Annotated in this window: 14 protein-coding genes; 2 read left to right on the top strand and 12 right to left on the bottom strand. The window is 68.4% G+C overall.

The genetic code is table 11. The features are described from left to right. Nucleotides 1–103: 103 nt before the first annotated feature. The 3 genes from C9412_RS00115 to C9412_RS00105 all read right to left on the bottom strand — a co-directional run bounded on the left by C9412_RS00115 (nt 104) and on the right by C9412_RS00105 (nt 2,535). Nucleotides 104–553 (bottom strand): hypothetical protein, encoded by a 450-nt coding sequence (locus C9412_RS00115; RefSeq protein ID WP_107229823.1) that lies wholly within the window; start codon nt 551–553, stop codon nt 104–106. A gap of 66 nt (nt 554–619) precedes the next feature. Continuing rightward, nucleotides 620–1,873, bottom strand: coding sequence for a serine hydroxymethyltransferase (glyA, locus tag C9412_RS00110; protein WP_053509807.1), 1,254 nt, complete (start codon nt 1,871–1,873; stop codon nt 620–622). A 185-nt stretch (nt 1,874–2,058) separates the two neighbouring features. Continuing rightward, complete coding sequence (locus C9412_RS00105) at nt 2,059–2,535, bottom strand: RcnB family protein (protein WP_107229822.1); 477 nt, start codon at nt 2,533–2,535, stop codon at nt 2,059–2,061. A gap of 253 nt (nt 2,536–2,788) precedes the next feature. Here C9412_RS00105 and ettA point away from each other — a divergent pair, with 253 nt between their 5' ends. After that, complete coding sequence (gene ettA / locus C9412_RS00100) at nt 2,789–4,453, top strand: energy-dependent translational throttle protein EttA (RefSeq protein ID WP_107229821.1); 1,665 nt, start codon at nt 2,789–2,791, stop codon at nt 4,451–4,453. Between the two features lie 207 nt (nt 4,454–4,660). Beyond that, the gene (locus tag C9412_RS00095) at nt 4,661–5,977 is read left to right on the top strand and encodes an NCS2 family permease (RefSeq protein WP_107229820.1); all 1,317 of its coding nucleotides are present in this window, start codon (nt 4,661–4,663) and stop codon (nt 5,975–5,977) included. A gap of 61 nt (nt 5,978–6,038) precedes the next feature. Here the strand turns inward: C9412_RS00095 and bcsZ are convergent, their stop codons facing one another. Genes bcsZ through bcsE form a run of 9 tightly spaced genes read right to left on the bottom strand, consistent with a single transcriptional unit; the run spans nt 6,039 to nt 20,030 of the window. Beyond that, a complete protein-coding gene (bcsZ, locus tag C9412_RS00090; protein ID WP_107229819.1) occupies nt 6,039–7,172 on the bottom strand; it encodes a cellulose synthase complex periplasmic endoglucanase BcsZ in 1,134 nt (377 codons plus the stop codon). Continuing rightward, nucleotides 7,156–10,737 carry a cellulose synthase complex outer membrane protein BcsC gene (gene bcsC / locus C9412_RS00085; RefSeq protein WP_107229818.1) on the bottom strand — a complete coding sequence of 1,194 codons (3,582 nt, stop codon included), beginning with the start codon at nt 10,735–10,737 and terminating at the stop codon, nt 7,156–7,158. The genes bcsZ and bcsC overlap by 17 nt, the downstream gene beginning before the upstream one ends. After that, nucleotides 10,737–13,121: a cellulose biosynthesis cyclic di-GMP-binding regulatory protein BcsB gene (bcsB, locus tag C9412_RS00080; protein ID WP_107229817.1), complete on the bottom strand. Its 2,385-nt coding sequence runs from the start codon at nt 13,119–13,121 to the stop codon at nt 10,737–10,739. Before bcsB ends, bcsC begins: the two co-directional genes overlap by 1 nt. Then, nucleotides 13,118–15,742, bottom strand: a complete 2,625-nt coding sequence (bcsA, locus tag C9412_RS00075) for a UDP-forming cellulose synthase catalytic subunit (RefSeq protein ID WP_107229816.1) — start codon at nt 15,740–15,742, stop codon at nt 13,118–13,120. The genes bcsB and bcsA overlap by 4 nt, the downstream gene beginning before the upstream one ends. After that, entirely contained in the window at nt 15,742–16,497 is a 756-nt protein-coding gene (gene bcsQ, locus C9412_RS00070) for a cellulose biosynthesis protein BcsQ (protein WP_107229815.1), read from the bottom strand. Before bcsQ ends, bcsA begins: the two co-directional genes overlap by 1 nt. Beyond that, entirely contained in the window at nt 16,494–16,688 is a 195-nt protein-coding gene (gene bcsR, locus C9412_RS00065) for a cellulose biosynthesis protein BcsR (RefSeq protein WP_107229814.1), read from the bottom strand. The genes bcsQ and bcsR overlap by 4 nt, the downstream gene beginning before the upstream one ends. Next, complete coding sequence (bcsG, locus tag C9412_RS00060; RefSeq protein ID WP_107229813.1) at nt 16,688–18,319, bottom strand: cellulose biosynthesis protein BcsG; 1,632 nt, start codon at nt 18,317–18,319, stop codon at nt 16,688–16,690. Before bcsG ends, bcsR begins: the two co-directional genes overlap by 1 nt. Beyond that, a complete protein-coding gene (gene bcsF / locus C9412_RS00055; RefSeq protein WP_107229812.1) occupies nt 18,316–18,495 on the bottom strand; it encodes a cellulose biosynthesis protein BcsF in 180 nt (59 codons plus the stop codon). The genes bcsG and bcsF overlap by 4 nt, the downstream gene beginning before the upstream one ends. Then, nucleotides 18,492–20,030, bottom strand: coding sequence for a cellulose biosynthesis protein BcsE (gene bcsE / locus C9412_RS00050; RefSeq protein ID WP_146160110.1), 1,539 nt, complete (start codon nt 20,028–20,030; stop codon nt 18,492–18,494). Before bcsE ends, bcsF begins: the two co-directional genes overlap by 4 nt. Nucleotides 20,031–20,096 lie beyond the last annotated feature (66 nt).

Here is a 20,096-nt window from a genome sequence, read left to right as displayed (position 1 = left end):
GTCATGGCAGCGTCGCAAAGGTACCTGAGAAGGGCCCATGCAGCAAATGCTGTCTGCGCGAAAGTGCCTGCGTAGCAGCCGATACGGCCGCCTCTCGGCTCGCTCAACCGGCCTGACCGGCGGCTGCAGCATCCTGCCCCCAGCGCAGCCAGGCCAGATGTGCGGCCGGCAGCAGGAACGGTGGGCCCACACCCAGGTAGGCCAGCAGGGCCCATTGGCCCTGTTTGAACACCAGGTGCAGCGTGAAGGCGACCACGGCCAATGCCGCCAGAGCGCCCAGCCCCAACCCCACCCACGCAGCAAGCGACGATTGCCGCAGGCCGGGGCGGCCACGGCGCAGGAACACACCGCTCAGCCACAACCACGACAGCAGGCCGATGACGCCGCCCGACGACCACAGCAGCAGCACGGTGGGTTCGTTGCCGGACAGATACTTGCCGTCTCCCGCAGCCATCAGCCCCAGCGCCGCGACGGTGCCTGCGACGGCAAGGGCCGGCAGGCCCAGCAACAGACCGCCAACCGCCACCATGCGCTTGTGTCCGCTTTCATCCATGCACGGGATTCCTGATAGCGGGGTCAGAGCCCTTCCCTGCGGGAGGGGATCCGACCCCTGCTTCGATCAGCCGTAGACCGGGTACTTGCGGCACTGCGCGCTGACCGCGTCGCGCACGCGGGCGATGACGGCTTCATCGGCCGGTGCGTCGAGCACGTCGGCGATCCAGTTGGCCAGATCCACGCAGTCCTGTTCGACGTAGCCACGGGTGGTCACCGCCGGGGTGCCCAGGCGCAGGCCCGAGGTCACGAACGGCGAACGCGGGTCGTTCGGTACCGAGTTCTTGTTGACGGTGATGTGGGCCTTGCCGAGTGCGGCTTCCGCGTCCTTGCCGGACACATCCTTGCCGATCATGTCCACCAGCATCAGGTGGTTCTGGGTGCCGCCGGAGACGATCTTGTAGCCACGCGCGATCAGCGTGTTGGCCATCGCCTGCGCGTTCTTCACCACCTGCTGCTGGTAGGCCTTGAAGCCCGGCTCCAGCGCTTCCTTGAAGGCCACGGCCTTGCCGGCGATGACGTGCATCAGCGGACCGCCCTGGATGCCCGGGAACACGATCGACTGCAGCTTCTTGACCAGGTCTTCGTCGGCGCCCTTGGCCACGATGATGCCGCCGCGCGGGCCGCGCAGGGTCTTGTGGGTGGTCGAGGTGACCACGTGGGCGTGTTCCAGCGGGCTCGGGTAGACGCCAGCGGCGACCAGGCCGGCGACGTGCGCCATGTCGACGAACAGGTAGGCACCGACCTTGTCGGCGATGGCGCGGAAGCGCGCCCAGTCGATCACCTGCGAGTAGGCCGAGAAGCCGGCCACGACCATCTTCGGCTTGTGCTCCAGGGCCAGGCGCTCGACTTCGTCGTAGTCGATCAGGCCCTGGTCGTTGACGCCGTACTGCACGGCGTTGAACAGCTTGCCGGAGGCATTGACCTTGGCGCCGTGGGTGAGGTGGCCGCCGTGGGCCAGGCTCATGCCGAGGATGGTGTCACCCGGCTGCAGCAGGGCGAAGTACACGGCCTGGTTGGCCTGCGAACCGCTGTGCGGCTGCACGTTGGCATAGTCCGCACCGAACAGCTGCTTGAGGCGGTCGATCGCCAGCTGCTCGGCGATGTCCACGTATTCGCAGCCACCGTAGTAGCGCTTGCCCGGGTAGCCTTCGGCGTACTTGTTGGTCAGCTGGCTGCCCTGGGCTTCCATCACCGCCGGGCTGGTGTAGTTCTCGCTGGCGATCAGCTCGACGTGGTCTTCCTGGCGCTGGGTCTCAGCGGCGATGGCCTTGGCCAGTTCGGGATCGTAGGATTCGATGCGGACGTCACGCGGGAACATCGGGTACTCCAGCAGGCAGGGAAAAGGGGTACGGCTCAGCCCTTGATTGTAGCCCCGCACCGCGCCGCTGGGGCCGAAACGAACAGGGCCGGCATCCCCGAAGGAATCCGGCCCCGTATGGTTTCGATGGGCGTTGTGGGGCCAGAGCCCGTTCCGTTGGAACGGGATCCGACCCCGTGGCCGGCTCAGCGGCCGCTGAGCACGTACTGGGCGATCACGCCGGTGGCGATGGCCACCAGCAGCATGTTGCCGCGGTCATCGCGGATCCAGTGGTGGCCATACGGCGGGCGGCGCAGGTGGTAGCGCGGGTAGTCGTTCACCACGTAAACCGGGCCGGAGTAGTAATTGCGGTAGGGCGAACCGACCCGCCAACCGTAGTTGCCATAGCGCGGCGGCGGCGGCGCCGGCCGGTAGACCACGCGCGGCGGTGCCGGGCGGTAGTAACGGTCGTGATCGCGGTGCCAGTCGCGGCGGTCTTCGCGGTAGTCGCGGCGTGCCTCGCGGCGGTCGCGCTCCCAGTCGCGGCGGTCCTGGCGCCACTCACGGCGGTCTTCGCGCCATTCCCGGCGGTCACGGTGGTCGTTGTCAGCGAAGGCGGGGGCCACGGCGCCGAGCGCCAGCACAGAGGCCACGGCACTGGCCATTACTCGATTGATGCGCATGTGAGACCTCTGCTTGGGTGGGTGGTGAGCCCATATTGCGCATACGGTCTGAACGGTTTCCGGCTGGAAACGCTTCCTGCTACGGGACTGTGACCGAGTATTCAGGCCGCAGCCAGTCCGGCGCGCCCTGCCGGGCGCGGCCCGGAACCGGTTCCGGCTATAATTGGCGGTATTCCATTTCAGTCTGTGCCCGCTGCCGCAACGGGATCTTCCCGTGACGGGCCGGGCGCAGGGCCGCGCCTACGGAGACCGCATGTCCTCGCAATACATCTACACCATGAACCGCGTGTCCAAGGTGGTCCCGCCCAAGCGGCAGATCATCAAGGACATCTCGCTGTCGTTCTTCCCGGGCGCGAAGATCGGCCTGCTGGGCCTGAACGGCGCCGGCAAGTCCACCGTGCTGAAGATCATGGCCGGCGTGGACACCGATTTCGAGGGCGAAGCCCGCCCGCAGGCCGGCATCAAGGTCGGCTACCTGGCGCAGGAACCGGAGCTGGACCCGACCAAGACCGTGCGTGAAGCGGTGGAGGAAGGCGTGGGCGAAGTGCTGCAGGCCCAGGCCGCGCTGGAAGCGGTGTACGCCGCCTACGCCGAGGAAGGCGCCGATTTCGACGCGCTGGCCAAGGAACAGGAGCGCCTGGAGGCGATCCTGGCCGCCGGCGACGCGCACACCCTGGAAAACCAGCTGGACGTGGCGGCCGATGCGCTGCGCCTGCCGCCGTGGGATGCCATCGTGGGCAAGCTGTCCGGTGGTGAGAAGCGCCGCGTGGCGCTGTGCCGCCTGCTGCTGCAGAAGCCGGACATGCTGCTGCTCGACGAACCGACCAACCACCTCGACGCCGAGTCGGTGGAATGGCTGGAGCAGTTCCTGGCGCGCTACACCGGCACCGTGGTGGCCGTTACCCATGACCGCTACTTCCTGGACAACGCCGCCGAGTGGATCCTGGAACTGGACCGCGGCCGCGGCATTCCGTGGAAGGGCAACTACACCGACTGGCTGACCCAGAAGGACGAGCGCCTGAAGCAGGAAGACAACCAGGAAAAGGCTCGCCAGAAGGCGATCCAGAAGGAACTGGAATGGTCGCGCCAGAACGCCAAGGGTGGCCGTACCAAGGGCAAGGCGCGCCTGGCCCGCCTGGAAGAGCTGCAGTCGGTTGATTACCAGAAGCGCAACGAGACCAATGAAATCTTCATCCCGCCGGGCGAGCGCCTGGGCAATGCGGTGATGGAGTTCAAGAATGTCTCCAAGAAGTTCGGCGACCGCCTGCTGTTCGACAACCTGAGCTTCCTGGTGCCGGCCGGCGCCATCGTCGGCATCATCGGCCCCAACGGTGCCGGTAAGTCGACCCTGTTCAAGATGATCACCGGCCAGGAAAAGCCGGATACCGGCGAGATCGTGGTCGGCCCGACCGTGAAGCTGTCCTACGTGGACCAGAGCCGCGACGCGCTGGAAGGCAATCACAATGTCTTCCAGGAAATCGCTGGCGGCCTGGACATCCTCAACATCAACGGCATCGAGATCCAGTCGCGCGCCTATATCGGCCGCTTCAACTTCAAGGGCCAGGACCAGCAGAAGATGGTCGGTTCGCTGTCCGGTGGTGAGCGTGGCCGCCTGCACATGGCCAAGACCCTGCTGCAGGGTGGCAACGTGCTGCTGCTCGACGAACCGTCCAACGACCTGGACATCGAAACCCTGCGTGCGCTGGAAGATGCGCTGCTGGAGTTCCCGGGCAACACCTTCGTCATTTCGCATGACCGCTGGTTCCTGGATCGCATCGCCACGCACATCCTGGCGTTCGAAGGCGACTCGCACGTGGAGTTCTTCCAGGGCAACTACCGCGAGTACGAAGAAGACAAGCGCCGCCGCATGGGCGACGACGCCGCGCCCAAGCGCCTGCGCTTCAAGGCGCTGAAATAAGAAAGGAAGAACGGCCGCGCTCTGCGCGGCCGTTCTGCATTCTGGTAGGTCACCACCGTTGGTGGTGACGCTTTGAAGCGTACCGACCAACGGTCGGTACCCACCACCAACGGTCGGTACCTACCACCCACAGTCGGTACCCACCACCAACGGTCGGTACCCACCACCCACAGTCGGTACCCACCACCAACGGTTTGAGATTTCGCGATGTCCCTGTTCGAACGCCTGTTCCAGCTGCAGCAGCACGGCACCACCGTGCGCACCGAGCTGCTGGCCGGTGTCACCACCTTCCTGACGATGTCCTACATCGTCTTCGTCAACCCGGAAATCCTGGGAACCACGGGCATGGATGCCGGTGCGGTGTTCGTGGCCACCTGCCTGGCCGCGGCACTGGGTTCGGCGGTGATGGCGCTGGCGGCCAACTTCCCGGTCGGCATGGCGCCGGGCATGGGCCTGAACGCGTTCTTCGCCTTTACCGTGGTCGGCGCCGCCGGGTTGCCGTGGCAGCAGGCACTGGGTGCGGTGTTCATTTCCGGGCTGGTGTTCCTGGTGCTGTCGCTGACCGGGGTGCGCGCCTGGCTGGTGTCGGGCATTCCCTCATCGCTGCGCTCGGCCATCGTGGCCGGTATCGGGCTGTTCCTGGCGATCATCGCGCTGCAGAAATCCGGCGTCATCGTCGGCAACGAAGACACCCTGGTGGCGCTGGGCCCGCTGAACACCGCGCCGCCGCTGCTGGCCCTGGCCGGCTTCCTGCTGATCGCGGTGCTGGAAGCGCGCCGCATCCGCGGTGCGATCCTGATCGGCATCCTGGCCGTGACCGGCGCCGGCTGGGCGCTGGGCGATGTGCAGTACCAGGGCCTGGTCTCGCTGCCGCCGAGCCTGGCACCGACCTTCCTGCAGCTGGACCTGCCGGGCCTGTTGCACCATGACGGTGGCGCGCCGCTGGCGGTGTTGCTGCAGGTGGTGCTGGTGTTCGTGCTGGTGGAAGTGTTCGATGCCACCGGCACGCTGTACGGCGTGGTCGGCCGCGCCGGCCTGCTGAAGCTGCCGGGCGCGCAGAAGCGCTTCGGGCGTGCACTGCTGGCCGACAGCACCGCGATTGTTGCGGGCTCGCTGCTGGGCACCAGCAGCACCACCGCCTTCGCCGAAAGCGCCTCGGGCGTGCAGGTGGGCGGGCGCACCGGGCTGACCGCGCTGGTGGTGTCGGCGCTGTTCCTGGCCGCGCTGCTGTTCTCGCCGCTGGCGGCGATGGTGCCCAGCTATGCCACCGCACCGGCGCTGCTGTTCGTGGCCGGCCTGATGCTGCGCGAGCTGGTGGAAGTGGACTGGAGCGACCTGACCGAGTCGGTGCCGGCCGCGCTGTGTGCACTGGCGATGCCCTTCACCTACTCGATTGCCAATGGCCTGGCGTTCGGCTTCATCGCATACGCCGCGCTGAAGGCCGGTACCGGCCGCTGGCGCGAAGTGCATCCGGCGGTGTGGCTGGTGGCGGTGCTGTTCACCCTGCGCTACGCGCTGGAATGATGCCTGGCTGGGGGTCAGAGCCCATTGCTACGCAATGGGATCCGACCCTGCCGCACTGCAGTTACCTGCGCAACTGCAGGCGGCCGTCGGCAGCGAAGCGCCAGCGCCCTTCGGCCCAGCCACGACCGAACAGCGCCAGCATCTGCGAGTAATAGGCCGGCGCGTCAGCACGCTGCTGCTCGGCGCTGGGCAGGCTGGCCAGCACGGCATCGGCACGCTGGGTTTCGCCCTGGGCGATCAGGTATGGCAGCAGCGCCGCACGGAAACCGTAATTGCCTTCGCCCTGCCCTTGTCCGCTGCGGGTATCGATCTTTTCCCACATCGACGCACCGCTGCGCAGGCGCTGCAGCGGCCCGGACAACGCGGTCAACTGCGCACGGAACAATGGATCACGCGGTGCGGTCATGCCGGCCCAGGTGTAGCAGCGGATGGCATCGTAGCTGCCGACCGCGCCGCGCACCGGGTCGACCACGAAGCGATCGCCTTTCCACGCTGCCCAGTCCGGTGCGAAGCCGTGCGGGCTGCTCTGCTGCAACAGCTGCACGCTGTTGCGCGCCAACGCCTGCCACGGCCCGCTGCGATCCTCCGCCGCAAAGCGGCGCAGCAGCGGCAGGGGCAGATAGCTGGGGTTGACCCGCGTGGCGTCCCCTTCGATGAACCCCTGTGGGCCAGGCAACAGCATCGGGCCGAGCCCGGGCAGGTCCACGATCTCGCGTGCCCGCACCTGCGCCAGCATGCCCTCGGCGATGGCCTTCAGGGCGGGACGGCGCCACAGGCGCGCGCCCTCCAGCAGCGCGTAGGCCAGCCACAGATCGGAGTCCGAAGCCGGGTTGTCATCCAGTACCCGCCACGCTCCGGCGTCATCGCGTCCCCACAGCCAGGCCGGCAGGCGCTTGCCCATGTCACCACCGGCGAGGTTGTCCTGGGTCCAGCCGAGGATGCGGTCGAACACCGCCTGATCGTTGTCCACCAGCGCGAAGAACAAGGCGTACGACTGCCCTTCCGAGGTGCTGCGCTGGTCCTGCTGGCTGCGGTCGATCATGCGCCCGTCGCGGCTCAGGCTGCTGTCCACCAGCACCTTCCAGGCCGGCCAACGCGGCACCGGCTGCGCACGCACGCGCGACCAGCCCAGCACCGGCAGCACAGCGGCCGCCTGCAACAGGCGACGGCGGCGCAGATCAGCGGAATTCGCCATAGGGCACCAGCGGAGACACGGGCAACGGCAGGTTGCCCTGCCAGGGCTTGAAGGTATAGCGCAGATAGAGCTGGAACGAATTCGGCGAGAAATCGCGGCTGCGCTGCAGGGTTCCGGCCGCGCCCAGCACGAAGTGATCGCCGAGGCGGCGCTCCACCGCACCGTACAGGCGGTAGCCGGTACCGGTGCTGCTGCTGTTGCCGGTGTACAGGCCGGCCTCGTCCAGCCGCAGCGGGCCGTACTGCGGCTCGAGGTGTGCAATCACCCGCTCGATCAATGCCTGATCGGGGAAACGGCTGATCGAAGCGGTGCGCGCACTGGACACACTGACCGAGCCATCCAGGCGCACCGACCACACATCATTACGCCAGGCAAAGCTGACCGGCAGGCTCAGCGAGGCGTAGCGCTGCGGGCTGTAGTAACCACCCTGGCCCAGCGAGTAGCCACCCAGATCCTTCTGGTAGCGCCAGTACATGGCGGTGGTGCCCACGTCCAGGCGCATGTCGGTGCGCTGGATCAGCTTATGGTACCAGCCCACCATCGCGCGTGCGCGGGTGTTGTCGACCACGTTGCGGCCAGTCAGCCGGTGCCAGCTCCAGTTCGACCACACGCCATTGCGGCCGCCCTGGTCGTAGCCGAGGCTGAAGGTGGCGCCGTTGGCGGTGACCCCGCCCCACGCGATGCCACTGCGCGGGTCGATGGCACCGGCCTGGGACAGCAGCGAATTGGTCATCGGCCGCCGCGACACGGTGGCGCCCCAGCCGAACCGGCCGAGATCGCCGTTGAGGGTGACGCCCCCCAGCCAGTTGCCCACCACGTAGTTGGACGGCGTGTGGCCGATGTCGAGGTTCCAGCGGTCGTCCAGCGTGCGCCAGCCGACGGCAAATCCGGCACCAGAGCTGCGCCGCTGGTGCACGAAGCGGGTGCAGCCCGGTGCGCGCAGGCTACTGCCGTCGGCCTGCAGCAGATCGAGGTCGCAGCTACCGAAATCCTCGTCGTGGGCCCCATTCGCGTCGGTCTGGAAACGACCGGCATCAAAATTCACCTGCTCGATGCGCGCCCAGCCCAGGCCACCGGCGAACGGGGCATCGAGATGGGCGATGCGGGTATCGCGCGACAGCCGCGAAATGCCCGGGGTTCCATCACTGCGCCGGCCGGTGTCCTGCATCACCGTCAGGGTCGGATTCTCCTGCTGGTACAGAGTCTCCACGTCGCTGCGCAGGCTGCGCCGCAACCAGTCATCACCGGCGGTCTCGCGGCTGGCCAGGGTCAGCGCACGATTGTCTCGTGGCGTGGCCTGGGCGGGGGCCAGCAGGCCATTGTCGGCCATCGCCTGCGCGTACATGTCCAGCGCCTGCTGCGGATCATCGCGGCGCACCAGCCGTGCCGCGTCGCGCCAGGACTGTGCATCGGGCCCGGTCCTGCGCGCCAGCAGTGCGCGCAGGATCGCCAGCGCCTTGGTGTCTTCGCGAAGGTCGGTCCAGATCGTGGCGAGCTGACGCTGCTGGCCGATCTCGGCATCGTCCACTGCCGGCGGTGCGTCGTGCATCTGGCGGCGTGCGCTGGCCAGATCGCCGCTGCCGATCCGGGCCTGTACCTGGCCCAGCTGCGCGTCCACATTGTCCGGCTGCGCGGCGAGCACGCGCTGGTAGTAGTGCAATGCCTGTGCGTGGTCACCGCGCAGGCGCGCCCATTCGGCCATCAGCAGGTCGTTGTCGGTGCTGGGCGGTTGCTGCTGCAGCAGCGCGATGGCCTCGGCCTCACGTCCCTGCGCACGCAGCTCCCACAGGTGGTCGACCAGCTGCTGGCGTTTCAGGCGGGTGGACAGCGCGCGGATGTCATCGTCCCACTGCGCCTGCGGCAGCGCGTCGAGCACCGCCAGCGCCTGCGGCAGGCGATCGGAGCCGGACAGGTACAACGCCTGTGCGTAGCGTGCCTCGGCACTGTCGTTGCGGGCCGCCATGTCGGCCACCACGGCATCGGCCTCGTCCTGCCGGCCCGCGCTGCGCAGCTCGTTGCCCAGCGCGTAGGCCAGCCAGGCATCGCCCGGCAGTTCGCCGCGCAGCTGCTGCCCCAGCGTGATCGCAGTGCCTGCATCGCCGGCAGCCAACGCCTGCTCGCGACGCTCACGCAGTCGACTGATCTGCAGCTGGCGCAGGTCTTCGGCATACAACCTGCGCTGGGCAGCGGGCAATGCGTTGATGAAGGTTTCCAACCGCTGCGGGTCGGTGCGGCCGTACAGCTGCACCAGCTTGCGGATCACGTTGGCATCGTTGGGGGCCATCCGCCGTGCCAGCTGCAGCTGCCGTTCGGCGGCCACGTCATCGCCGCGGGCCACGGCCACGTCGACCAAGCCCAGCGCCGCATTGACGTCGCGCGGTTGCTGGCGGCGTGCCTGGGCATACAGGCGCTCGGCCTCATCCAGCCGGCCTGCGGCCAGCGCAGCATCGGCCTGGTCCAGCTGCAGCCAGTAGCGCGTGCTGGCAATCAGATCACGCCACTTATCGCTGCTGTCACCGGCCGGTGTGGCCTGCACCGCACGCTGGAAGTAGCCGATGGCCTGCTCACGCCGTCCCTGCCGCATCAGCGCCATGCCCAACCCGCCCAGCAGATCGGCCTCACGCGGATAACCCCGCAGGGCCTGCAGGAAGGCGCGCTCGGCTTCGGCGTTGCGCCCGGCATCCAGCAGCTGCTGGCCACGCAGGCCCGCACGCCATGCCGGGTCGCTCACCCGCTTGTGCTGGTCGGCATAGCGTTCGCGCACCAATGCCAGATCGTTGAACGTGGGGTTGCGGGTGATGAAATCCTGCAGGCGGCGCACGCTGCGTTCGTCGGCCGGCTGCTCCTTCAGGTACGCCCACTCGGCATCGGCGGCCATGCCGCGCGCCTCCGGGTTGCGTCCCATCCGTTGCAGCGCGGCCAGCGCTTCGTTGTCGCGGCCGGCGGCGAACAGCAGCTGCGACAGCGTCTGCAGCAGCGTCACATTGCCCGGGTAGCTGCGATCGAGCTCGCTCAGCGCACGGATCGCCAGGGCGCGTCCATCGGCCTGGCTGCCACGCAGGCGCCAGTACTCCAGACCCAGCTGCAGGCCGGGCGGATCGTCGTTGAACAGGCGACGGTAGATCGCCAGCGCTTCGGCACTGCGGCCGCCGGCGGCAAACAGGCGGGCCTGCTGCAACTCCTGCTGCAGATCGCCACGGTAGGCGCGCCAGAGGCGTTCACCGGCCACCAGTTCGCGGCTGCCGGCACCAAGCTGGCGCAGCCGCTTCAACGTGGCCTCGGCATCGTCCAGCTTCTGCTGCGACAGCTGCACCTCCAGGATCGCCACCAACGTAGCGCGATCATCCGGGGCCAGCATCCGCAGACGCGCCAGTGCGTCCTCGATCAGGCTCTGGCGGCCGGTGGCCTCACCGATGCGTACCTGCTGCAGCAGCCATTGCCGCTGCTCGGCCACGGTGCCACCGGGGGTCTCCGGCAGCGCCTGCGCCGCACACGGCGCGGCCCCGGCCAGCCCAAGCAGGACCAGGCCGGATGCGGTGACCAGCGGGTGCCGCCTGCGTGCCATCAGTGCCCCGGGTCCAGGCGCTTGGCTGCCACCCAGCGCAGCGTGCGCCACAGCAGGAAGGCCACCATCAGCACCACCACCGTGGCCAGCACGGCCAGCAGCGCGGGGTGGTCGGCCAGGTGGTACCACAGTAGCAGCCACCACGGCAGTGCGCCCACGTAGTAGTGCTCGCCGACGAACTGGCTGTGGATACCCGAACTGCGCAGGATCGCCACCGATCCGGCGATCGCCTCACGCTTGCCGGTATCACTGAGCGCGTCATCGAGCAGGCCATAGTCGGCGGCATTGCTGGCCGCCAACGAAACGATGCTGCGCTGCGCGTGGTGCGGCGATTGCATGCCGATGATCGCGGCGAACGGGGCCTGCGCGGTCACGGCCACTTCGGTCACCGCCGGGTCGCCGGCACGGCTGCCGCGCCGCGCCTGTTCCATCGCCGCCTGCGGCGAAGGCGATTGGCCATTGAGCAGGCGCGTGCGCTGGTCATCGATCAGCAGCGACAGCTGCTGGCTGCCACGCAGCTCGGCCGGCAGCGCGCCCAGCATCAGCAGGTCCGCATCCAGCGCACTGGCCTGCTTCCAGTCATCGGACAGGCGCAGGCCGTAGGCCGGGTAGCCACTCTGCACGCCCAGGCCGCCGACCAGGTTCAACAGCAGGCCCACCTGCGCTTCGCTGGAAACCGACGGCACCAGCACCACGGTCTCGGACAGGTCGGCCATGCGGGTGAAGGGGAAGCCGCTGAGTGCGAACGCCGACAGGTCCGGCAGCCCCATGTAGTGATGGAAGCCGGAGAAGTCGATGGTCGAGTCTTCCTCGATGGCCGCCTGCAGGTTCGGCGGCAGCACCGTCTGGCAATGGTCGCGCTGGGCGCTGCCCATCACGCTGGCGAAGTTGAAATCGAAGCGCAGCTGGTTGCGGTCACCCAGCTTCAATGCCGGAATCAGCAGGCGCCCGTCATCGGCCCCGGCATCGCCGGCCAGCACCGGCAGGCGGATTTCCTCCAGGCCCTGCTTGCCGTTGCGCCGCACCAGCGGGAAGCTGGAGATGAACTGATCGTTGATCGCCACGCCCAACCGCGATTCATCGCTGCCGAACGGCGGCGTGTAGCGGTAGCGCAGGTTCAGCGGAATGCCCTGGTTGCGCCAGATGAACAGATCCGGCGGCAGGTTGAGGTTGACCGTGATCGGCTGTGGCGACACGCCATTGGCATGCAGCTGCTGCGGGTAGTCCAGCAGCTCGGCCAGGCGCACGGCACGGTCGGTGCGCACCCAGTTCGGCGCATCGTACGGCTTGCGCGGGGCCAGCGGCTTGATCTCGTCGATGCTGACCTGGCGGCCGCGGAACAACACGTTGCCGGCCGCCATCGCAGCCACCGCCTTCTGCAGGTCCTCATCGTTGCGCCCGAGCACCAGCAGCAGCTTGCGCTGCGGGTCTTCCGGCAGCGCCATCAGTTCGATCACCGGCCCCTTCACCGGTGCATGGTTGGCGATCACCGGCGGGAACCTGCCGTTGACCGCCAGCACCACCGCATGGCCGCTGTCGGGCAGCGCACCGAAGCTGACCGGGAAGCGCGCCTGGCGCCACCAGCCGGACAGACTGCCGAAATAGGAGGCCATCACCGCCGCTGCACGCTGCTGGCCCAGGCTGGGTGCGGCGGCGAACACCACCGGCAGTTCCAGACGCGCGGTATCGCGCGGGTCGAAGAAGGGCAGCGGGAAATTGGCCAGATCGTCCTGCATCGCCAGCGGCTGGCCGCCCAGGCGCAAGGTGCTGTTGCTGGACAGGTTGACCCACAACGAACTGTGGGTCGGCTCTTCGCAGATATCGGTGTAGTGGCCGACGAACTCCAGCCGCACCTGGTTGAAATCAGCGATCAGGCGCGCATCCAGCGGCAGCTTGGCCTGCACCGGGCGGCCCAGCTGATCGTTGCTGATCGGCACCACGCCCATCATCGCGTCGTTGAGATAGACCCGAAGATGCGACAGGGTCGGCAGCAGCGACGGTGAGGGCGTGAAGCTCAGATCCAGTTCGGCGTCGCGCACCAGGCGGTCACGGCGCACCTGGAACTCGAACGTGGTGGCATTGCGCACGCCGGACAGCAGTGTGTCCTGGCGCCGCCCGAGCTGGGCAAAGGTGTTCTGCCGCTGCCACGGCCAGGCGCTGCCGGCCCAGGTCTGCGCCAGCGCCGGTTCGCTGCCTGCGGCAGGTGCGGCGGGTACGGCCGCCGTCCCGGTCGGCGACGACGACGGCGGCGGCAGTGCGGCCGCCGCAGCGCGCGCGGCAGGCATTGTGGCGGGGAGGGCCGGCGCCGGCGCACTGTTGCCCGAAGCCACGGGCAGGGCCAGCAAGGGCAGCAGCAGCCAGCGCAGAGAAAGAGGAGTGCTCATGGACGAAGCCCTGGATCAGCGGCTGGGTCAGCCGGGTGGGAAGGAAGCGGACGTTGCGGGGCGAAGCTGGCCATCCATCGCAACAGGCGACGGCTCCAATGCATCGGACGGTCGAGGTCGAACGGCGTGAAGTCACCCATCCGCCGGTAACCACGCCAGCCCAGCACCAGCACGCTCCACAGGCTGCGCGGCAGGCTCTTGGGCTGGTAGCCGGCATGCCAGTCCAGCCAGGCATCGGCGCGGGCGAACGTGCACTGGGCGAACTCCACGCGCTGGCGCTCGCTCTCAAACAGCAACAACAGGCCCAGGCGATGGCCGACGGTGCGCTGCACGCGGGCCGGGAACGCGAACTCGCGGCGTCCGCGCCCCAGCAGCACCTGCACGCGCTCGCCTTCGGCCAGCTGCGCATCCTCGCCCAGCTCGATGCCGACACCATCATTGGAGTAATCCTGCAGCACGCCGCGCAGACGACGGCCATCGGGAATCTGCAGCGCCATCGGCAGGCGCGTGGTGACTCGGTGCGTGCGCCGCACCTGCTGCACTTCGGCGGCCACGGCCAGCGCGCCACCAATGATGAGCAGGTTGTACAGCACCCACAGCGAGCTGACCACGACCGTGCCACGCTCGTCGGCCGGCCCGTGCATGAAGCGCCACACGGCCAAGCACAGGCCCAGCACGTTGAGCAGCGCCAGCACCAGGTACGGCCGCGCCACGCGCCAGTCGAATCGATCACCGGCCTGGGTACCGCCCTTGTCGGTCACGTTGAACTTGCCTCGCCCCGGGCTGAACAGTGCCACCGTGGTCGGCCGCGCGATGTACCAGGCCAGCACCGTTTCATACACCTCGCCCCAGAACGGGCGCCGGTACTTGCCCTGGATGCGGGCATTGGTGAGGCTGGCGTGCGCCATGTGCGGCACCACGAACAACAGGATGGCCAGCGCCGGTGCGTAGATGATGTAGACGTGCAGCAGCAGGAACGCCAGTGGCGCGGTCAGGAACACCAGGCGTGGAATGCCGGCCAGGAAGTGCAGCATGGCGTTGGCGTAGCAGAAACGCTGGAACAGGCTCAGGCCTTTGCCCAGCAACGGGTTGTCGATGCGGAAGATCTGCACCATGCCACGCGCCCAGCGGATGCGCTGGTTGACGTGCGCGCCCAGGCTGTCGGTCGCCAGGCCCGCCGCCTGCGGAATGCGCAGGTAGGCCGAGTTCCAGCCACCGCGATGCAGGCGCAGCGCAGTGTGCGCATCCTCGGTGACGGTTTCGGTGGCAAAGCCGCCGATCGCATCGATGGCCTCGCGCCGCAGCACCGCGCACGAGCCGCAGAAGAAGGCCGCATTCCACAGGTCGTTGCCGTCCTGCACCAGCCCATAGAACAGCTCGCCTTCATTGGGGTCGCTGCGGAACACCTGCAGGTTGCGTTCGAACGGGTCGGCCGAGAAGAAATGATGCGGGGTCTGTACCAGCGCCAGTTTTGGATCACGCAGGAACCAGCCGCAGGTGATCTGCAGGAACGAGCGCACCGGCAGGTGGTCGCTGTCGAAGATCGCCACCAGCTCGCCGTCGATCAGCGTCAGCGCGTGGTTCAGATTGCCGGCCTTGGCGTGGCGGTTGTCGCTGCGGGTGATGTAGTTGACCCCGGTCTGCGCGGCGAATGCGCGGAATTCCTCGCGCTTGCCGTCGTCCAGGATATGGATGCGCAGCTTGTCGGCCGGCCAGTCCAGGCCCATCGCCGCGTACACGGTGTGCCGCACCAGCGCGAGGTCTTCGTTGTAGGTGGGGATCAGCACATCCACCGTCGGCCACTGCCGGATGTCCTGCGGCAGTGCCGCCGGGCGCCGCCGCAGCGGCCAGGCCACCTGCACGTAGCCCAGCATCAGCACCAGCCAGGAATAGGTCTCGGCCGCCAGCAGCACCACGCCGCAGACCAGATCGAAGGTGCTGTTCCAGTTCAGCGTGGCGGTGTAGCGCCACCACAGATAGCGGCAGGACACGGTGATCGACAGCACCACCAGCACCAGCGTGGCGTAGCGGCCCTGCATGCGCCGCACCAGCAGCGCGATGGCCCACAGCAGCAGCACGAACACGAACTGCGCGACATAGGTGAACGGCTGGGTGATGCACAGCACGGCCAACCCCAGCGTGGCCAGCCCGATCAGCAGCGTCAGCAGCTGCCGCGACCGTGGCGACAGCGCGCGCGCCCGTTGCCCGAACCAGTGGGCCAGGCGGCTGTTCCAGAATTCGCTGGGCGCATCGCGCATCGCGCGCAGGTAGCGCAGACGGCCACGCCCGGCCGCACCACGCAGCTCGGCAATGCGTTGACGGCGGGCTTCGGCCAGGCGCAGCCGTCGCCTGGAAGCCTTCGGTACCAGCCGCACCACCGACAGCCACACGGCCTGGATCAGCAGACGCAGCGGGTCACCCAGCCGCCAGCGCCGGTCACCCTGCACCTGCGGAAACGCCGTGCGCAGGCGCGGCGCCAGTGCCTGCCAGGCCGGGCCCTCCAGGCGCAGCAGCGCCCAGCCCAGCAGCTGCAGCAACCACAGCACGGCGCGCGTCGGCCACGCGGCATGGACGCGCTCGCGCATGCGGCTCCAGCCCAGGTAGTAGACGCGGCTGCTCATCAGCGCTCCCCTACCCTGCCCTGCCGGCGCGCGGCTTCGGCCAGGCACCACAACACCAGCCCATCGATATCGGCGGCGGCCAGCGAGTTGGCGGCATGCCGCCCCAGCGGCTGCTTGCTGGCCAGCGCCGCCGGCACCTGGGCATCTTCATGCAGCGGCTGCGGCACCAACCGCCGCGCATGCGCATGCAGCCACAGCTGCATGAGATCGCGCTGCACGGTGATCGCCGGGTCGTAGCGGTTGGCCAGCAGCAGGCGATCATCGTCGCGCTGGCGCTGCAGGAACACATGGCTGACCGGATCGACGCAGGCCAGCCGCAGCGGCAAGGTGCAGCGCGCGTGCTGGTTGATCGCGGCCGCATGGGCCGGCAGCCGCTGCGGCAGATCGAACAACAACCAGTCGAACTGGCTGGCCAGTTGTGGCAGCCGATCAGCCCACAGGGTGGGCGTGTCGTGCAGGTGGCGTTCCACCTGCATCGCGCCCTCGGCATCGACCCGCCCATACGGCAGCACGGCCAGGCCCGGCGCGCAGGCGAAGGCGGCATCGCGCCAGTCGCTGCCCTCCAGCAGCGCGCGCGCCCAGCCCCCCTCCACGTCGGCCGCCAGGCCCAGATGCAGGCCGAGCATCTGATCGGGACTGCACTCGACCAGCAGCACGCGCACGCCCTGCGCGTGCAGGCCCTGCCCCAGCGCCGCCAGCACCGTGGTCACCCCGGTTCCACCGTGGATACCCTGCAGCGACAGCAAGGTACTCATCGGCGCTGCTCCAGTTCGGCCCGCTCCAGTTCGGCCAGCAACGGCCAGCGCGCCAGCGCCTGCGCACGCTCATGCTGGGCCGAGAAATCCACGTACGGCAGGCCGGGCATGTCCAGGCTGCGGCGCAGCAGGTCGATGTCATCCTCTTCCACTGACAGCGTGGTGGGCACGGCAAGAGTGTCGGCGGCCATCAGCGCGCGTCCTCCGGATAAGGGCTCCAGGTCTGGCTGCCCTGCAACTGCAGCCACGGCTTGCCGTCGTAGTCGATGACCTTGGCGCCTTCGTTCTCGGAAACCGACGGGGTCTGCGGCAGGCCCTTCAGCAGGGTGTCCCAGTTGCGTTCGCTCGGCGGCGACTGCGCGTTGAGCGCATACACGCGCGACACCAGTTCGGACAGGGCCAGATAGCTGCTCGGCTCGGGCACGTGGCGCGGTCCGCCGGCGGCCGGCGCGCCCATGCCCACCAGCTTGACGCCCACCGGCACGTGGGTGATCGACGGGCTGGGAATCTCACGCATGCCCGGAATCTGCATGCGGTCGCCATGCAGGGCCGCGCCGTGTTCGGGCACCACCACGATCATCGCGCGACGCCCGCTCTTTTCCACCGCATCGACGAAACCGGCCATGTCACCGAGCACCATTTCCGCGCGCGCCTTGTAGTCGGCGGCGTTGGAGCGACCGTCGGCACCGACGATGCGGTTGCCGTCGTGCAGCGAGATCGTGTTGTAGAACAGCGCTACCTGCTGCGACGCCTCGGCCTGGCGCTGCTTCCACCAGGCCATCAGCACGTCGCCATCGCGCCGCAGCGGCGACTTGTCGAAGGCCACCAGCGCCTTGGGGAACGCGTTGATGTCCATCGGCTGCGCCTGCAGGCCGCCGTACTGGTGCAGTTCACCGATGAAGTCGTCGAAGTGGCCGTCATGGTTCATCGCCAGCTCGCTCTGGAAGCCCAGACGCTGCAGGTTGGAGAACAGCTGGCACTCGGCCGGCACCGGATCGAACAGCGCGGTATGCGAGGTCTGGCCACAACTGGCACGCAGCAGGCGGATCGCCGCCGGGCCGCTGTAGGCGGTGGCCGAGTTGAAATCGTCGAACACCACGTCCATGTGGTCGAGCAGGTTGTTCTGGCGCAGCCCCACCTCATCCAGGTCGCTCCAGGCCAGCGAACAGATGTTGAGGATGATCACGTCGAACGGCGCGCCGCTGGACGGCGCCGGGAAGTTCGTCTTCAACCCGGCCTGCTGCTGGTAGAAGCTGGCCAGCCAGGCGTTGAGGTTTTCATTGTTGGCCGGTGGCAGGCTGCCACCGCCGCCGCCGCCATCGTTACGCGCCGAGGCCGTGGCGGCGCCCTGCACCCAGCCCAGGCCGGCCGGCATCGGTATCGCCAGCACGGCCATGCCGAGCATGCCGAGCACGCTCAGGGTGGTGATGCGCAGCCAGGGCTTGAGCAGGAAGTACGCCACCAGCAGTACCGCCAGTACCGCCACCATCTGCCAGTTGATGAAGCGCTGCGCCAGCTCGAGCCAGTAGTCGGCCGAAAAATCCAGCACGCCCGGTTGCACCAGCAGCCGCTTGAACGGTGGCCACCAGGTGTCCTGGTAGTACAGCGCTACGCCCACCGGTACCGCCACCACGGTGCGCACGATGCGCGCCCAGCGCCAGCGCAGCGGCACCAGCAGCGCACCGAGGAACAGCAGGTTGGGCAGGATCTTCAGGTCGAGTGCGCCCATCCAGGCCAGCACCACCTTGGACAGGAAGTACAGATTCCAGCCGCGCAGGTCGGCCCACGCGAACGGCGATGCGGGAACGGTCTGCGGACTCATGCAGCGCCTCGCGGTGCACGCCGGCGCACGCCAACCCGGCGCAGGTGGCGCGGTGGCAGCGCACGCGCAACGCGGCGGCGCAGGGCACGCCACAGGCTGCCCAGCATCACGCCAAACGGAATCATCACCAGTGCACAGGCGACGATCAGGGTCCACAGCTGCTGGTCGGTGGTCATGCGGAATCTCCCAGCCGCAGCGGCGTTGGAGCGGTGAAGGACGGCCCTTCCACGGCCGCCGCCACCACCGGCAGTGCCGCCGGAGGAGGCGGCAGCACATCGGCGTCGGGATCGCTGCCACTGGCATTCATGGCTGCGATGTCATATTCAGCCAGGCGCTGATAGCCATCGAACAGCTCACGCCACGGCAGGCGGAACAGGTTGCCCAGCGCCTGCTCGACGGCATCGCGGCGGCAACCGAACAGGAACAGGCGTACCTGGCCGCGATAGATGCAGGCCAGATCGCCCTGGCGGCGGATGCGCAGCTGCTGCAGCGTCTGCTCGGCGCGCAGCCCGGCCACCGGTTGCAGCGCCAGCACGGCGCTCTCCACCGCACTGCCATCCTGGTCGATGCGCTCGCCAGCAATCTGGCGGAAGCGCGCCACATTGACCAGGCCACTGAGCGCGGGAGGACGGTGGGCACGGATCAACGGTTCCGGATCGTCGGCAAGCTGGCCCTGCCAGCGCTGCCGCTGCACGGTTTCAAGCAGGGTCAACAGGCGCGGCAACGGCGTATCAGCCGGCACCACCAGGCTGCCACCGCACTGCATCAGCAGGCGCTCATCGGCATAACGGAGACAGGGCTGCAGCTCACGCACGACCAGCTTCAACGCATTGCCGCGCTCGCGGCGCAGGCGATGCAGCAGCCGCGCCAGCGCATCGACCTGGGCGTTTTCGGTGATGGCCAGCACCACGGTCGCCTCGCGCGCCTGCAGTGCCGCCGGCAACAGGCCACCCCAGCCATCGAACAGGCGCCATGCGGCCGACAGCGGTGGCGCCCCCTCCAGCACCTCGGCCTGGGCCAGGAACACATCGCGATCGCTGCCGCTGACATCGTGGGCGGGGGCGACGACGGCATCGTCACTGCGCCGATGGTGCAGCGCGTTGCCCTCCTGCACCACGCCAAAGGACTGCTGCGCGACCACGCCGTGGCTGTTGGACCAGTAGTGCAGCAGCAGCTGCAGCGCGCCCCGGTGCGGATGCAGCTGGGCCACGCCCGCGCAGGTGCGGTTCAATGCCAGCAGGCGCGGGGCCAGGGTGGCCACTTCGCCGTGGCACAACAACAGCAGCACCTGGCGCGCCTGCTCGGCCCACGCCTGCAGTTGCGCGCACCAGCGTGCCAGGCGCGCGTCATCCCATCCATCCAGCGCGGCAACCGGAAACTGCACCAGGCTCAGCCGTGTCTGTGCCGACGCGGTGCGCGGCAGATCGCCGACCAGACCGCGCAGTGCCTGCTGCATGCCACGGTGCGAACGCTGGAACAGGCGCAGCTGCGCCGGCCCCTGTGCGGCCGGCAACAGCGACAGCATCGGTTCGCCACCACGCCCCAGAGTGATCAGCACGGCGTCGTGCAGTGCGTCGGCAGCGGCCAGCACGCCGGCACCGAGCAGATCGGTCGGCGCGCTGCCGGCGGCGACCACCCAGTACAGGCCGCCGCTGCGCATCTCAACGTATTCCGCGGGGAGTCCGGCAATGGCAAGGTGGGTCGCTGTCACGCCGGGTCCTTTCAGCGGCGCTCAGCCAGGCGGAGTACCCGGTGGCGACGCTGTGGTGAAGGGAAG

Source organism: Stenotrophomonas sp. Nf1 (assembly GCF_003028475.1).
Taxonomy (GTDB): Bacteria; Pseudomonadota; Gammaproteobacteria; order Xanthomonadales; family Xanthomonadaceae; genus Stenotrophomonas.
This window is presented reverse-complemented; position numbering and strand designations above follow the sequence as displayed.

What these genes read in the sequence shown, in the direction of transcription:
- bcsB (WP_107229817.1), bottom strand. Translation starts at nt 13,121, where the DNA reads ATGAGCACTCCTCTTTCTCTGCGCTGGCTGCTGCTGCCCTTGCTGGCC.
- bcsQ (WP_107229815.1), bottom strand. Translation starts at nt 16,497, where the DNA reads ATGAGTACCTTGCTGTCGCTGCAGGGTATCCACGGTGGAACCGGGGTG.
- bcsF (WP_107229812.1), bottom strand. Translation starts at nt 18,495, where the DNA reads ATGACCACCGACCAGCAGCTGTGGACCCTGATCGTCGCCTGTGCACTG.
- bcsG (WP_107229813.1), bottom strand. Translation starts at nt 18,319, where the DNA reads ATGAGTCCGCAGACCGTTCCCGCATCGCCGTTCGCGTGGGCCGACCTG.
- C9412_RS00095 (WP_107229820.1), top strand. Translation starts at nt 4,661, where the DNA reads ATGTCCCTGTTCGAACGCCTGTTCCAGCTGCAGCAGCACGGCACCACC.
- glyA (WP_053509807.1), bottom strand. Translation starts at nt 1,873, where the DNA reads ATGTTCCCGCGTGACGTCCGCATCGAATCCTACGATCCCGAACTGGCC.
- bcsR (WP_107229814.1), bottom strand. Translation starts at nt 16,688, where the DNA reads ATGGCCGCCGACACTCTTGCCGTGCCCACCACGCTGTCAGTGGAAGAG.
- bcsC (WP_107229818.1), bottom strand. Translation starts at nt 10,737, where the DNA reads ATGGCACGCAGGCGGCACCCGCTGGTCACCGCATCCGGCCTGGTCCTG.
- bcsZ (WP_107229819.1), bottom strand. Translation starts at nt 7,172, where the DNA reads ATGGCGAATTCCGCTGATCTGCGCCGCCGTCGCCTGTTGCAGGCGGCC.
- C9412_RS00115 (WP_107229823.1), bottom strand. Translation starts at nt 553, where the DNA reads ATGGATGAAAGCGGACACAAGCGCATGGTGGCGGTTGGCGGTCTGTTG.
- bcsA (WP_107229816.1), bottom strand. Translation starts at nt 15,742, where the DNA reads ATGAGCAGCCGCGTCTACTACCTGGGCTGGAGCCGCATGCGCGAGCGC.
- ettA (WP_107229821.1), top strand. Translation starts at nt 2,789, where the DNA reads ATGTCCTCGCAATACATCTACACCATGAACCGCGTGTCCAAGGTGGTC.
- C9412_RS00105 (WP_107229822.1), bottom strand. Translation starts at nt 2,535, where the DNA reads ATGCGCATCAATCGAGTAATGGCCAGTGCCGTGGCCTCTGTGCTGGCG.